The organism is Olivibacter jilunii (assembly GCF_900607235.1).
In the GTDB taxonomy this organism is placed as follows: Bacteria; Bacteroidota; Bacteroidia; order Sphingobacteriales; family Sphingobacteriaceae; genus Olivibacter; species Olivibacter oleidegradans.
In genome coordinates, this window is record NZ_LR027848.1 from 290,179 (window position 1) to 305,537 (window position 15,359).

12 protein-coding genes are annotated in these 15,359 nt (G+C 41.3%); 5 read left to right on the plus strand and 7 right to left on the minus strand.

The window, feature by feature from the left end; genetic code table 11:
* Positions 1–95: 95 nt before the first annotated feature.
* The 3 genes from rimP to infB all read left to right on the plus strand — a co-directional run bounded on the left by rimP (position 96) and on the right by infB (position 4,949).
* A complete protein-coding gene (gene rimP, locus E0E36_RS01200) occupies positions 96–560 on the plus strand; it encodes a ribosome assembly cofactor RimP (protein ID WP_130854469.1) in 465 nt (154 codons plus the stop codon).
* Position 561: 1 nt separating this feature from the next.
* Positions 562–1,797: a transcription termination factor NusA gene (nusA, locus tag E0E36_RS01205; RefSeq protein WP_013664898.1), complete on the plus strand. Its 1,236-nt coding sequence runs from the start codon at positions 562–564 to the stop codon at positions 1,795–1,797.
* Positions 1,798–1,910: 113 nt separating this feature from the next.
* Positions 1,911–4,949: a translation initiation factor IF-2 gene (infB, locus tag E0E36_RS01210; protein WP_130854470.1), complete on the plus strand. Its 3,039-nt coding sequence runs from the start codon at positions 1,911–1,913 to the stop codon at positions 4,947–4,949.
* A 110-nt stretch (positions 4,950–5,059) separates the two neighbouring features.
* Here infB and E0E36_RS01215 read toward each other — a convergent pair whose 3' ends face one another.
* The gene (locus E0E36_RS01215) at positions 5,060–6,883 is read right to left on the minus strand and encodes an ABC transporter ATP-binding protein (RefSeq protein ID WP_130854471.1); all 1,824 of its coding nucleotides are present in this window, start codon (positions 6,881–6,883) and stop codon (positions 5,060–5,062) included.
* Positions 6,884–7,077: 194 nt separating this feature from the next.
* Between E0E36_RS01215 and E0E36_RS01220 the strand changes: the two genes are divergently transcribed.
* On the plus strand, positions 7,078–8,238 hold the full coding sequence (locus tag E0E36_RS01220) for a pyridoxal phosphate-dependent aminotransferase (protein WP_130854472.1): 1,161 nt from the start codon (positions 7,078–7,080) through the stop codon (positions 8,236–8,238).
* A gap of 16 nt (positions 8,239–8,254) precedes the next feature.
* On the plus strand, positions 8,255–9,097 hold the full coding sequence (locus tag E0E36_RS01225; protein ID WP_130854473.1) for a prephenate dehydrogenase: 843 nt from the start codon (positions 8,255–8,257) through the stop codon (positions 9,095–9,097).
* Positions 9,098–9,123: 26 nt separating this feature from the next.
* On the opposite strand, the gene E0E36_RS01230 is transcribed toward E0E36_RS01225, so the two are convergent.
* The 6 genes from E0E36_RS01230 to E0E36_RS01255 form a co-directional block, all read right to left on the minus strand.
* The gene (locus tag E0E36_RS01230) at positions 9,124–9,834 is read right to left on the minus strand and encodes a 16S rRNA (uracil(1498)-N(3))-methyltransferase (protein WP_013664893.1); all 711 of its coding nucleotides are present in this window, start codon (positions 9,832–9,834) and stop codon (positions 9,124–9,126) included.
* A gap of 12 nt (positions 9,835–9,846) precedes the next feature.
* Positions 9,847–11,166, minus strand: coding sequence for a hemolysin family protein (locus E0E36_RS01235; protein ID WP_013664892.1), 1,320 nt, complete (start codon positions 11,164–11,166; stop codon positions 9,847–9,849).
* Between the two features lie 3 nt (positions 11,167–11,169).
* Positions 11,170–11,712, minus strand: coding sequence for an inorganic diphosphatase (locus E0E36_RS01240; RefSeq protein ID WP_013664891.1), 543 nt, complete (start codon positions 11,710–11,712; stop codon positions 11,170–11,172).
* A 16-nt stretch (positions 11,713–11,728) separates the two neighbouring features.
* A complete protein-coding gene (locus E0E36_RS01245) occupies positions 11,729–12,394 on the minus strand; it encodes a DedA family protein (protein ID WP_013664890.1) in 666 nt (221 codons plus the stop codon).
* A 70-nt stretch (positions 12,395–12,464) separates the two neighbouring features.
* A complete protein-coding gene (locus E0E36_RS01250; protein ID WP_130854474.1) occupies positions 12,465–13,844 on the minus strand; it encodes an NADH-quinone oxidoreductase subunit N in 1,380 nt (459 codons plus the stop codon).
* A 54-nt stretch (positions 13,845–13,898) separates the two neighbouring features.
* Positions 13,899–15,350, minus strand: coding sequence for a complex I subunit 4 family protein (locus E0E36_RS01255; protein ID WP_130854475.1), 1,452 nt, complete (start codon positions 15,348–15,350; stop codon positions 13,899–13,901).
* Between the last annotated feature and the right edge of the window lie 9 nt (positions 15,351–15,359).

Consider the following 15,359-nt stretch of genomic DNA (forward strand, 5'->3'; position numbering starts at 1 on the left):
AATTATTAAATAATTTGTCGTACATTTGCATATCTTGATGAAAGAGGGGACAGCATGGTCCCCTCTTTTTATTACAAGAAATTTGTAAATTCACTATGGGCATCGAGAAAAGGGTAACAGAATTAGTAGAAGAAAAGATTGCGGATCGTCCGGACTTATTTCTGGTAGACGTTAAAATGCACAGTAATGGCAAACTGATTATTCACATGGATGGAGATCAGGGAATAACTATTCAGGATTGCGCAGCCATCAGTAGACACGTTGGTTATCATTTAGAAGAGGAAAACGCGATAGAGAATGCGTATAATCTTGAAGTGTCATCACCGGGCATAGACACTCCATTAAAATTACTCCGTCAATATCAAAAAAATATTGGCCGGTCCATCACACTAAAAATGGCGGATGGTTCAAAACGAGAAGGCACCCTACTAGCGGCATCGGAAAAAGAGATGAAGTTAGCAGAAACAATCAAGGAAAAAGGCAAAAAAGCAATACAAGTGGAAACAGTGGTTCCACTGGATCAAATCATAGAAACAAAGGTTTTAATTTCATTTAAATAAAATGAGCAATATAAATTTAATAGACTCATTTCAGGAGTTTAAAGACTTCAAAAATATTGACCGCCCGACGGTGATAAGTGTGCTGGAAGAAGTATTCAGAAGCATGATACGTAAGCGTTTCGGCACAGATGAAAACTGCGATGTAATTGTTAATCCGGATAACGGTGACTTGGAAATTTGGCGCACAAGAACAGTTGTGGAGGATGAATTTTCCGAAGACGACGATTTGGAAATCGAACTTGCGGAAGCTCGCAAAGTAGATCCGGATTTAGAAATCGGTGATGATTTCATTGAAGAGATCACCTTGGAGAGCTTTGGAAGAAGAGCGATTCTTGCGGCAAGACAAACCTTGGTTTCGAAGGTACTGGAACTTGAAAAGGACGAAATCTTTAAGAAGTATAAAGACCGTGTAGGTGAGATCGTCACCGGCGAGGTATACCAAATATGGAAAAAAGAGACCTTGGTTTTGGACGACGAGGGGAACGAATTAATCTTACCTAAAACTGAGCAAATTCCGGCCGATTATTTCAAGAAAGGGGATACGATCCGTGCGGTAGTTTATAAGGTAGACATGATGAATACGACTCCTAAAATCATCATTTCACGTACCGCTCCTGAATTTTTACAACGATTATTTGAACTGGAGGTTCCCGAAATCTTCGATGGGTTGATCACCATTAAGAAAATCGTTCGCGAACCGGGTGAGCGGGCAAAAGTTGCCGTTGAATCATACGATGATCGTATCGATCCGGTAGGAGCCTGTGTAGGGATGAAAGGTTCTCGTATTCATGGAATTGTTCGTGAATTGCGCAATGAAAATATCGACGTGATCAATTTCACGAACAATATTTCCCTGTATATACAACGTGCGTTAAGTCCGGCAAGAATCAGTTCTATTAAATTAGATGATGAAGAGAAAAGAGCTGCTGTTTATTTGCAGTCTGATCAAGTGTCACTTGCTATTGGCCGTGGCGGGCATAATATTAAGTTGGCGGGTAAACTAACCGGGTATGAGATTGACGTGTATAGAGAGAGTGACGAGAATGATGAAGATGTGGATTTGGAAGAATTTGCAGATGAAATTGACGGTTGGATTCTCGATGAGTTCAAGCGTGTTGGATTAGATACAGCAAAATCGGTATTAGCCTTATCAATGGACGAGCTGGTGCGTCGTACTGATTTAGAAGAAAACACAATACAAGAAGTAGTGCAGGTCTTACGTTCGGAATTTGAATAATTCGGCGGAGCGCGCACAAACAAAAGAATGCTTTGTTTATTATTTTAGTAATAAACAACTAAAAAGTATACTTTTGTAATATCACGTAATAAATTAAGAGGTAAATAGATTAAATGACAGAAGGTAAAAGCATAAACTTACTGAAAGCTGCAAAAGAACTGAATATCGGAATTGGTACAGCGGTTGATTTTCTGGCAAAGAAAGGCTATGAAATTGAAGCTAAACCTAACACTAAGTTAGACCGAGACATGTATGAAGTTCTTCTGCGAGAGTTTCAAGGAGATAAGATCGTGAAAGAGGAAGCCAATCAGATTGTGATTGGAAAGATTCGTCGCGAGGAGGCTCCTATTGAAACAACTGCATCAAAAGCAACGCAGCCTGAGGTTGAAAATGATGAGATATTAATTAAAAATAATAGCGCTTTCTCTCCTTCTGTTGAGGATACCAAAGCGAATGCTTACAAACCTCAGCAAAAGGAACCTTCTACTACAGATGAGCAACAAGATAAGGCCAAAGAACCAAGTTCTGAGCCTACCATGGGTGTTAAGGTAGTTGGAAAAATCGATCTTTCTAGCCTTAATCAGCGGAGTAGGCCCGATAAAAAGCCTTATAACAGAGAAGAACCCAAGGCAGAACAAACCGGCGAAACACCGGCTCCGGCTGCGGAACAAAAACCGGAGCAACCGGTTGAAACTCCGAAAAGTGCATCTGTTACGGAAGAAAAACCTGCAGCTGTACAGGAGGAACCCAAAAAACAGGAACAAGCCCCAATAGAACAAAAGGAGCAACCAAAAGCCGAAGAAGTAAAGGCAAATGCACCGGGGCCGAAAGAACCGGAAAAGGAACCGGCTCCACAAAATGAGGTTATCAGAGCTCGGGCCGAGCATTTGAGTGGGCCTAAAGTGATTGGCAAAATAGAGTTGCCCACTTCTCCTCAAAAACGCAAGGATCAGCCGATTGCTTCTTCTTCCGGTGCCGGTAGTTTATCTGATCACAAACGGAAACGTAAGCGTAATACGCTTGGAGGGAATCAGAATCGCAATCAAGGGGATAATACGCAACAACAACGAGGCGGCCAACCTGCCGGAGGTGGTCAAACGCAAAATCGTCCTCACCCGGGTCAGGGACAAAATCAAGGTCCAAACCAAGGGGGACAACGACCCGATCAGCGCGGTGGTAAAGGAAAGCATGATTTTAAGGGACGCGGACGTCACGTTGAGACGCCGAAGGAAGAACCTTCGGAAAAAGAAATACAAGATCAAATAAAAGCAACGCTTGCCCGTCTCAGTGGAGCGGGTAAATCCGGTAAATTTGCCCAACGAGCAAAATTACGACGTCAAAAACGGGATGATGTAGCTTTATCTGCTGAGGAAGCAGCTTTAGAAAGGGAGATGCAATCAAAGGTTCTTCGTGTGACGGAATTTGTTACTGCGAATGACCTGGCCAACATGATGGATGTTTCGGTAACGCAGGTTATCTCAACGTGTATGAGTTTGGGAATTTTTGCTTCGATTAATCAACGGCTTGATGCAGAAACTTTGACAATTGTGGCTGATGAATTTGGTTACGAAGTTGAATTTGTTAAACCGGAAGATGAGGAGACTCATTCCTTAGAAGAAGACGATAATCCCGATAACTTGGTGCAACGCGCACCTATTGTTACGGTAATGGGACACGTCGACCATGGTAAGACCTCACTACTGGATTATATCCGGAAAACGAATGTGATCGGAGGCGAAGCCGGAGGTATTACCCAACATATTGGAGCATACGCCGTTAAATTGGATGATGGAAGAAAAATAACTTTCTTGGATACACCTGGACACGAAGCGTTTACAGCGATGCGTGCTCGTGGTGCCAAAATAACTGATATAGCCATTATCGTAATTGCAGCAGATGATAGCGTGATGCCACAAACCAAAGAGGCCATCAATCACGCACAGGCTGCAGGTGTACCAATTGTATTCGCCTTTACAAAAATCGACAAACCTGGGGCAAACGCGGATAAAATCAGGGAGCAGCTTTCTACCATGAATATTTTAGTGGAAGATTGGGGAGGAAAGTATCAGGCCCAAGAGATTTCAGGTAAGACTGGTTTAAATGTTGATTTATTATTGGAAAAAGTGCTTCTGGAAGCAGAGATGCTTGATCTAAAAGCGGATCCGAAGAAACGTGCCGTGGGTTCGGTTGTAGAAGCCGCACTCGATAAAGGTAGAGGTATTGTAACCACCGTGTTGATTCAAGGAGGTACTTTACGTGTTGGGGATCCGATCTTAGCAGGGTCTCATAGTGGTAAAGTAAAAGCACTTACCAACGAGCGTGGCCAGAAAGTGACTGAAGCGGGGCCTTCTACTCCTATCCAAATATTGGGAATGAACGGAGCGCCAACGGCGGGGGACAAATTTTATGTGCTCGAAAGTGAAGCTGAAGCCAGGCAGATTGCAAATAAGCGTCTACAGTTACAACGTGAGCAAGGGCTCCGCACACAGAAACACATTACCTTGGATGAAATCGGTCGCCGTTTGGCTATTGGAAACTTCAAAGAGCTCAATGTAATTGTGAAAGGTGATGTGGATGGTTCTATCGAAGCTTTATCAGACTCTTTACTGAAGTTATCCACAGAAGAGATCCAAGTAAACATTATACATAAGTCTGTTGGACAGATCTCGGAATCCGATGTTCTATTAGCGTCTGCTTCTGATGCGATTATAATTGGTTTCCAGGTAAGACCTTCTCAAAATGCTCGTAAGTTAGCTGAACAAGAACAGATTGATATCCGCTTATATTCGATCATTTACGATGCGATTGAAGAACTAAAAGCCGCGATGGAAGGCATGTTAGCTCCTAAATTTGAAGAGAAGATTGTTGCCAACGTAGAGATTAGGGAGACCTTTAAAATCAGTAAGGTAGGTACGATCGCGGGATGTATGGTGCTGGATGGAAAAATAAACCGTAATCACGATATCCGGTTAATCCGCGACGGCGTGGTTGTTTATTCAGGTAAGTTAGCTTCCTTAAAACGCTACAAAGATGATGTTAAAGAAGTATCTCAAGGCTACGAGTGTGGATTGAGTATTCAAAACTTTAACGATATCAAAGTAGGCGATATTGTGGAGGCTTATGAGCAAGTAGAAGTAAAGAGAAAATTATAAAGAAGCTCTTCTATAAATAAAAAGGGGTTTTTCGATTGGAAAACCCCTTTTTTATTTAGCCGACTTCTTCGGAAACATCCTATCTGCATAAGAAAAAAGATCAAGGCTATCTATACTTCTTCAAACTGCTGCATATCAACCAAACGTTTGTACAAACCATTTCGAGCAATCAGCTCGTTATGGTTACCCTGTTCTACAATCGTACCGGATTCCAGAACAATAATAACGTCCGCGGACTGAATCGTGCTGAGTCGATGCGCGATCACCAAGGTGGTTCGGCTATGCATTAATTTATTTAAAGCATCTTGGACCAATTTTTCCGACTCCGTATCCAATGCGGACGTAGCTTCATCCAAAAGCAAGATAGGTGGATTGCGTAAAACGGCCCGAGCTATACAAATTCGTTGTCTCTGCCCACCCGATAATTTAACCCCTCGATCACCGATATTGGTATAATATCCATTTTCAGTAGCCTCTATAAAATCATGTGCATTCGCAATTTTCGCTGCCGCCATCACTTGGTCCAGCGTTGCATCCAGCACGCCAAATGCGATGTTGTTAAATACGGTATCATTGAATAAAATCGATTCTTGGTTCACTGTCCCCATTAAGGATCGCAACGAATTGCTTTGAACATCCTTAATGTTTATACCATCGAAAGTAATCTCGCCCGACTGAACATCCTGGAACCGGGGAACTAAATCCATAAGCGTGGATTTTCCGCCACCGGAAGGGCCAACCAGGGCAACTGTTTTTCCTTTTGGAATATCAAAATTTATATTGTTTAGCACCTTTTTATCCTGGTACGAAAAGCTTACATTTTTGAACGCGATACCCTCTTTAAAATCAGTAATAGCGATTGCATTGGATGCATCTTGTATGGCAGGTCGCTCATCGATTAACTCCAACACACGTTCGCCTGCTGCAATCCCCGAGTGAATATTACTAAAAGAGTCGGTAATCGCTTTCGCTGGTCGCATCACTTGGGAGAACATAGCAATATAGGCGATGAAAGAAGCTGCATCCAATTCCTCACTCCCCGTAAGCACCAGATTACCCCCATAAAGTACTAGCGCCGCTACCATTAAAATCCCCAGCAGCTCCGATACCGGCGATCCTAGCTGTTGCCGTCTGGCCATTCTCCTACCCAATTTGGAATAATACACATTTTCATCATGGAACCTTCCCTTTACATAGGATGTAGCGTTAAAAGCCTTAATAATTTTCACACCCGATAAAGCCTCATCCAGATAACTGATCATTCTACCATATACCTGCTGCGCCTCCGTTGCTTGCTCCTTCAATCGCCTAACAATTAAAGAGATGATGAACGCAGACACGGGAATAACCAAAATGGCAAAGAAAGTTAGCTTATAACTAATCGCAAATAGCCAAATGATGTAAAACAGCAATTGCAATGGCTCCTTAAAAACAACTTGCAGCGTAGCTGTCACTGAAAATTGCACAACTTGTACGTCAGAAGCAATTTTAGAAATGATATCTCCTTTTCGTTGATTATTAAAGTATCCGACGTGCAGATCCATTACGTTATCAAAAACCGTTTTTCGGAGATTCAGCAACGTATGGATTCGAAGGTTCTCCATAATCCGTTGCGCGAAGTAGCGAAACAGATTACTGACAAACACCGAAGCAACAATGACGATTAATACACGTTGCAAAGTTCCGTAAGGCCCGAATTGATGACTCAATTCCTGCGCGTAATAATTAAAATGATCAATTAAGTTATACCAGTTATCCGGTTTGCTCACAACCTCCACCCTTTCCCCTTCAATAAATAGCGTATTCAGTAAGGGGATAAGAAGGGCTAAATTCAGTGTTCCGAAGAAGACAGTAATAAGCGTACAGATAATATAGGGTATAGCGTATTTCTCAATGGGTTTTGCAAAAGACAGTAATCTTAGATAGGTTTTCATTCAATGTTTTTAAACCAAAAGTCCAAAGGTAAGAAAAAGCTTAAATACTCCGATAATAGAACGTAAAAAGTTGATCAACATACATATAAAACATGCAGATATTTACGTTACCTCCGGAAACAAAAAAAGTTCAGCGAGTTCTGATGTCAATAACGCAACTATTTTAGTAAATTAGGCCGCTTAAAATAGATGCGATGTTCATAGAGGTAGCTAAAAGATTACAGCATACAGAAGAATATTATTTCTCCAAAAAATTACGGGAAATCGACGAGCTTAATAAAGCAGGAGCGAGCGTTATTAATCTGGGAATCGGCAGTCCCGATTTACCGCCCCATCCAACGGTTATCGAAACATTAAACAAATATGCTGCCCTACCCAATACCCATGCCTATCAGAGTTATAAGGGAGCGCCTGCCTTACGATCGGCCATTGCCTCTTGGTATAAGAAATATTATCAAGTAGAATTAAATCCGGACATTGAAGTATTGCCCCTTATTGGGTCGAAAGAGGGAATCATGCATATTTGCATGACTTACCTTCAAGAGGGAGATGAAGCCCTGATACCCAATCCAGGTTATCCGACCTATAGCTCTGCAGTTCGATTAACGGGTGCGAAGGGTGTATACTATGATTTGCAAGAAGCCAATGCCTGGCTTCCGGATTTAGAGGCACTGGCCAAACAAGATTTAAGTAAAGTGAAGCTGATGTGGGTTAATTATCCACATATGCCAACAGGGGCGAAGGCCGACAAGACCTTTTTTAAGGATTTGATCGCTTTCGCCAAAGCACATCGAATTCTCCTTTGTCATGATAATCCCTACAGTTTTATTTTGACGGAGGAACCAAGTAGTCTCCTGTCAATAGACGGGGCTAAGGATGTTGCTCTGGAATTAAATTCATTAAGTAAATCAAGTAATATGGCCGGATGGCGAATCGGAATGCTTGTAGGCCATCAAGATCGCATTAATGAGATTATGCGTTTTAAAAGCAACATGGATTCCGGTATGTTCTTGCCATTGCAAATGGCCGCGGCCGCGGCTTTAGAATTGGATGAGGATTGGTATACGTCACTTAATAAAATTTATCAGGGTCGGAGAGAAAAGGTCTATGAATTACTCCGAACGTTGAACTGCGATTTTGATGACACGCAGGTAGGTTTGTTTGTTTGGGCAAGCGTACCGGCATCTTATCAAGATGGCTACGCGTTAAGCGATGATGTATTGAAACAAGCGGCGGTATTTATAACTCCCGGTGGGATCTTTGGAAGTGCGGGTCAACATTATGTAAGAGTTAGCTTATGCACCACGGAAACAGTACTACAAGAAGCTATTGACAGAATCAAAGCAAAAATATAAACGATTTACAGATACAATGAAAATTGCCATTATTGGTGTAGGGTTAATTGGTGGATCAATTGCCATTACGCTCAAAGAGAAAAAATTTGCTTCGAAGGTTATTGGTATTGACAAAGATGAGCAAAATATAAAAAAGGCGCTAAGTTTGGGTCTGATCGACGAGGGAAAATCATTAGAAGAGGCCATAGCCGAAGCAGATATATTCATTTTAGCGGTGCCCGTTGATGCGATTTGTAAGATACTGCCAAGTCTACTCGACCAACTATCTCCCAAACAAGTGGTAATGGATATGGGATCTACCAAAGAGAAGCTTTTATCGCTGGTTGAAAACCATGAAAAGCGTGGGCGACTTGTCGCTTGCCATCCCATGGCAGGGACAGAATACTCCGGTCCGGAGGCTGCTGTTCCCAACTTATTCAGTGGAAAGACCATGATTTATTGCGATGCTACCAATAGTGATGAAGACGCTTTTGATACCGCAGAAGCGGTGGTAGACCAGTTGGAAATGAAGACAGTTTTCATGAACGCCAAAGAACATGACGTACACACCGCTTATGTTTCGCACATTTCGCATATCACTTCTTTTGCTTTAGCGCTTACCGTCTTAGAGAAAGAGAAGTCGCAAGGAAGGATTTTCGAACTAGCTAGTTCGGGGTTTGAATCCACCGTACGTTTAGCCAAAAGTTCAGCGGATATGTGGGTACCCATATTCAGGCAAAATCGAAAAAACGTTATGGATGTTTTGGAAGAGCATATTCATCAATTGCAGAACATGCAACATCTATTGGAAACCGAAGATTACCAATCGTTCTATAAGCTGATTAAAAAATCGAACAAGATCAAGCGGATATTAAAGTAATGATGCAAAGCAACCGCTATACTGCATCAATTTCTATTCAGGAGATTAATTTCCATACAGGCATATAAAGCAGCGGTTTCCGTTCTAAGACGTGTGTTCCCCAAGCTTATTGCCTGGCAGCCTTTGCTTATAGCGAATTCAACTTCCGAAGGACTGAAATCACCCTCAGGCCCAATAAGAACACAATAACTGCCATGAGGCTTTATTTCAGCGGTTAGTGTCACTTTAGTTGCTTCCAGACAATGTGCTATAAAATGCTGCTTTGCCGGCAGTTCTTCAGCAAAACGACGAAAATCGATTGGTTCGTTAATTTTAGGGTGATAGGCGCTTAACGACTGTTTCACAGCAGCGGTCACCACCTTCGTCAAGCGTTCGATTTTAAGCTCTTTACGTTCAGAATGCTCACAAATGATCGGTGTAATCTCATCGATACCGATTTCCGTTGCCTTTTCTAAAAACCATTCCAAGCGGTCCAGGTTTTTAGTGGGCGCCACTGCAATATGTAAATAGTGGTTTCGCTTCCCATAATTCCGCTCAATAGTTAAAATGCGGACTTTAGTGCGTTTGGGGTGCGCATCGGCAATTTCGACTCGAAACAAGCTGCCGCGTCCATCAATTAATACAATGGGATCACCTATGCCAAGCCTTAATACACGTGCGCAATGTTTACTTTCATCCTCATTAAGCACATATTCAATGGCATTAGCCTCAATATCCGGTGTATAAAAAAGGTGCACTATTAATTAATATCAATCCTCTTCTTCCATGTTCTCGCTGTCGCGAGGTAGCGACTCCAGCTTTACATATTCGATGTTCTGCTGTGTCTTCTTTAAAATAGTGAAGATATAACCGTGGAATTCTTTTCGCTCTCCAACATCCGGGATTTTATCGAAAACGGTTATTACTAGGCCGGAAAGCGTATCGTAATCTGAGCTTTCAGGCAACTCATACGGTAAATATTCATTCACGTCATGTACGCTGGCAGCAGCTTCAACGATATACTCGGTATCCGAAGCCTTTTCAACAATCGGTTTTTCTTCATCATATTCATCCTGAATTTCACCAACCAATTCTTCCACAATATCTTCCAATGTAACCATACCCGCCGTACCACCAAATTCATCGAGCACAATCGCTATTTGAATGCGTTTCAACTGAAATTCGCTCATCAAATCATTTATCTTCTTATTCTCCGCTATAAAATAAGGTTTTCTGATAATGGTTTTGAGCACGAATTCTTTATTATTTACCATTAAAGGTAAAATATCTTTGGCATGCACAATGCCGACAATCTTATCGATTGTTTCATCGTACACAGGAATTCTTGAGTAACCTTCACTGATAATGGTTTGCAGAAGTTCCTCCTTTGGGCTACTTAATTCAATACCGACGATCTTGGTTCTCGGTACCATGATGTTCTTTACAACCCGTTCATTAAAATCGAAGACGTTCTTAATCAGCTCATGTTCAATCATATTCAAAGCACCGCTTTCCTTCCCTTGATCCAAGAGGTATTGTAGCTCTTCAGTAGAGTGATGCGCTTCATGCATATGAGCACCAAAGCCTAAAAGGCGTAAAATGAAATTGGCGAATCCATTTAAGATCCAGATGAACGGGCGAAATATGATATAGAAAAACCTTAAAGGCAAGGACAAGGCCATAGTTGTCCCCACAGGACGTTGAATTGCTATCGACTTCGGAGCCAATTCACCGAAGACAATGTGCAAAACTGTTATAATAGAGAATGCTAAAACATGTCCAAGATTAGTAGCAATTTGCCCTGTCAACTCAACGTTAAACAAACCAAACACCTTGTTCACGATTTCGGTCATAACGGATTCGCCCACCCAACCGAGGCCAAGCGATGCCAATGTAATTCCAAGTTGGGTTGCCGCTAAATAACCATCTAAATGCTGAGTTATATGCTTAGCAACTTTTGCCACGCTATTACCGGATTTTGCTTTTACTTCAATTTGCGAAAGTCTAACCTTTACAATAGCAAATTCAGCAGCAACAAAAAACCCATTGAGCACTACCAGAAATAATGTGACAAAAATTTGGAAGCCCATGTACTATTTGTTAATGAACGTCTTCTGATAGAGCTCTAAGCTCTCCTGGATGCAAGTATACGCGAACGACTTACCCATCCATTTTTCAATGGTAACATTCTTTCCTTCCAACGCCTTATAATCCTGAAAGAATCGAACGATTTCCTTCATCGTATGTGGAGGAAGCTCGGAAAGGTCATTAATATAGTTAACCGACATATCATTTTTTGCTACAGCAATAATCTTGTCGTCCTGTTCACCTCCGTCAACCATGTGCATGACTCCAATGACTTTAGCTTCGATAATAGACATAGGAACTACATCCACGGAGCAGATAACCAGAATATCAAGCGGGTCTTTATCATCACAATACGTTTGGGGTATAAAACCATAGTTTGCCGGGTACATTACCGATGAAAATAAAACACGATCCAACTTTAGCAGACCGCTTTCTTTATCAATTTCATATTTGGCTTTGGAACCTTTAGGTATTTCTATGATTGCGTTTACGGAAGAAGGGACATCATCGCCCGGAGATACATTGTGCCACGGATGTGCGTTATTCATATAATTCTAAACTTAACTAATACTCTTTTTCTTCTTTTTTATCCTGGTTGACAGGATGCTTTTTAAAACTCTGTTTTATGATTGCGACAATAATAGGCGATGCTGTCAAGGCAACAAAGCCAATTACAATATATTCAATATAATCTATAATCTGCGGAAACTGCCTACCTAAATAAAACCCTGCTAAGGTTAATGTTAACACCCACAAAAAACTTCCTATTATATTATATAGAACGAATTTTTTAAAATCCAAACGCACGATACCCGCAAATATGGGAGCAAAGGTACGTATTATTGGCATAAATCTGCCCAAAATTAAAGCAGCTCCTCCATATTTGTTATAGAATTCCTCAGCCATTACGATATATTTCCGTTTAAAAAGCCACGAATCCTTACGCTTAAAAAGCATAGGTCCGGTACGCCATCCAAACCAATAGCCTACAAAATTCCCTAATATGCCAGCAAATATCATTCCTGAACACAAGGTAAAAATCGAAACATCTAATAAACCTGAAGCAACAAATAGGCCTGCCAGAAAAAGCAGGTAATCTCCTGGTAGAAAAAAGCCAAAAAAAAGCCCTGTTTCAGCAAAAACTACGAATACTATTAGGTAGAAGCCTCCCGACCGGATTAGGGTCTCAGCATCAAAGTATTGAAAAATAGATAAGCAGAATTCTTGCATATATAGCTACAAAGCTACCATTATAAATTCAAACATACGAAAAATTTACTAGCTCCGTACCTAATAGACATTATATTAAACTGCTTAAGCACTCTGGGTAAATGCCAATAAGCAAGGTTAATAGCGCAGCTATAAATAATACTACTTTATAGTTGTTGTCTGTTGTTATAAGAACGGCATTCCCCTCCTTGAAATACATATTAATAATAACATGGAAATAATAGAAAATACCAATCGCTGCATTGATGGCTGCCAAGATGACAAGCGCAACATGTAAATTAGACAGCGCCTCGGAAAACATCAGAAATTTGCCAATGAACCCAGCCGTTAATGGGATGCCTGCTAAAGATAGCATGGCTATTGTAAGTATTAATGCAAGAAAAGGATTTGTTTTTCCCAAACCGTTAAACGATTCGAAATATTCACCACCCTCGCTCCGTTTAACCAATATCAATACGGCGAAAGCGGTAACGGAGGCAATTGAATAAGCCGTCGCATATACCAACATGGCACCGTTGGCCTGATTATTCATGTTTAATATAGCGAACAACATATAACCGGCATGCGAAATACTCGAATAAGCAAGCATACGTTTAAAGCTTTGTTGCACGAGGGCACTGATATTCCCTATGAAAAGGGTTAGAACGATAATGATGAGTAGAATGGGAGCCCAAAAACTTTGCAACGGCTCAAAGCAGACGGAGAACAGGCGTAAAAAGCCACCGAATGCGGCCGCTTTCACCACGGTGCTCATAAAAGTAGTAATTAGAATCGGTGATCCATCATAGACATCCGGTGTCCAGAAATGAAAAGGCGCAGCCCCCACCTTAAAGCCCAAACCAACGATCAAAAATAATATACCGGCATAAAACAAAGGGGAAATAGTAGAACCATTACTTGTTACATAATCCCTTATTTTAGCTAGGTCGAAGGAAGCGCTGGCCCCGTAAACCAAGGCAATACCAAATAACAGGAAGCCGGTCGAAAACGCACCCATCAAAAAGTATTTGAGTGAAGCTTCGTTTGATGCCAGATCCTTTTTTCTTATACCGGCTAAAATATAGAGCGCTACAGACATAATTTCTATTCCAATAAACAACATGGAAAGATTGTGAAAAGCAACAACCAGTAAAGCGCCTGTAAGAGAAAAAATCAGAAGTGCATAATACTCTGCTATATTCGAGCTAATACTATCAAAATAACCTTTGGACAGCACAAATATCAACATCGTAATACCAATAAGGAGCATAGAAAATGCCAATGCAAATTTGTCGAATAGGACCATTCCACTGTAAAGCGGTGTAGCATCTACAGACCACAGTTTCCATTCAAAAAATAAAGCCGCCAACATCCCGAATAAGGAAACCGGTAACAAGGTCTTAGGCGCTTTAAATATTCCCAGATATAAAACGAGTATTGCTAATAATGACAATGTAATAATTGCGCTCATTTGTATTCTATTAATTTCTTTTCAGATATAGTTCTTTAATCTACTCCCTATTCTTTAGTGCACCGTCTTCACCTGTTCTATCAAATTTGTCACGGCGGCTTCGGAGAGGTGAAGCAATGGCCTTGGATACAATCCGATAGCGATTATCAAAACAACGAGAACCCCTAATAAAAGCAGGTCCGTTCCGTTAATGTCTTTAAAGTGGGTCATTCTTTCATTCGTCTCACCGAGCATTACACCCTGGTACATACGCAGCATATAAACCGCTCCCAAAATAATAGTAAGTCCGGCAAATATCGCCCACCAGAGACCCGCTTGATAAAGCCCTATAAGCAATAAAAACTCACCGATAAATCCATTGGTTAAAGGTAGACCGATAGCCCCCAAAACAATAACAAGGAAAACAAGCGCGAGTGTTGGAGCGTTTTTTGCAAGCCCCCCCATGTCCTGTATCTCCCGCGTTTTCAATTGGCGAGCAATAATCTCTATTACAAAGAATAATCCAACAACGCTAATCCCGTGATTGATCATCTGTATCATGGCGCCTTGCAAGCTCTGAACGTTCCAAACAAAAACGCCTGCCGCAATCAGTCCGACGTGTGCGATGGAAGAATAGGCAATTAAACGTTTTACGTCTCTTTGCTTAAAGGCAATGATAGATGCATACACAATGCCGATCACTGCCAAACTGAGCACGAGGGTTCCGTACTGACTGAAACCGAGTGGCGCTATCGGTAACAACCATCTAATTAATCCGTAAACGCCCATTTTTAACATAATGCCTGACAATAACATCGTTCCTGCCGTGGGTGCTTCTACATAAGTGTCCGGTTGCCATGTATGAAAAGGAAACAAAGGCATTTTGATGGCAAAAGCGATGAAAAATGCCCAGAAAATATAGCGTTGTGTCTTTTCATCCAGCTTTAGCTCATAAAAGGAGCTTAATTCATAATTTGCTGTGGGGACCTGGGTATAGAGATAGATAATAGCAATGAGCATTAACAGACTCCCAGCAAAGGTATAAATGAAAAATTTCAGCGTAACACGCGCTCTATTCTCCCCTCCCCATAAACCACATATGAAGTAAATCGGAATCAACGCAATTTCCCAACCAACGTAAAAAAGAAAGGCATCTAAAGCGGTAAAAACCAACAAAAGGCCTGTTTGCATAAACAAAACAAGCGCGTAGAACGCCCCCCTTTGTTGTTGTTTAAACGTACTGAGAATAATTAAGGGTATGAGCCCGTTGGTAAGTAATACCAAAGGCATGCTGATGCCATCGATCCCTACATGAAAGTGGATACCCAGTGCCGGGATCCAGGGAATATTCTGTTCAAATTGCATACTGGCATCCAGTACGAAAGCGCCAAGTAAAGTACCGGTTATCCCGAGCGCTATAAGTGAACAGATGAGTGCTATTGGCTTAGCTAAGTTAGTGTTTTTTATGAAAGCTAACAGAACTGCTCCTATTATGGGTACAAGAAGAAGTAAAACTAAGTTATCCATGAATTTTCT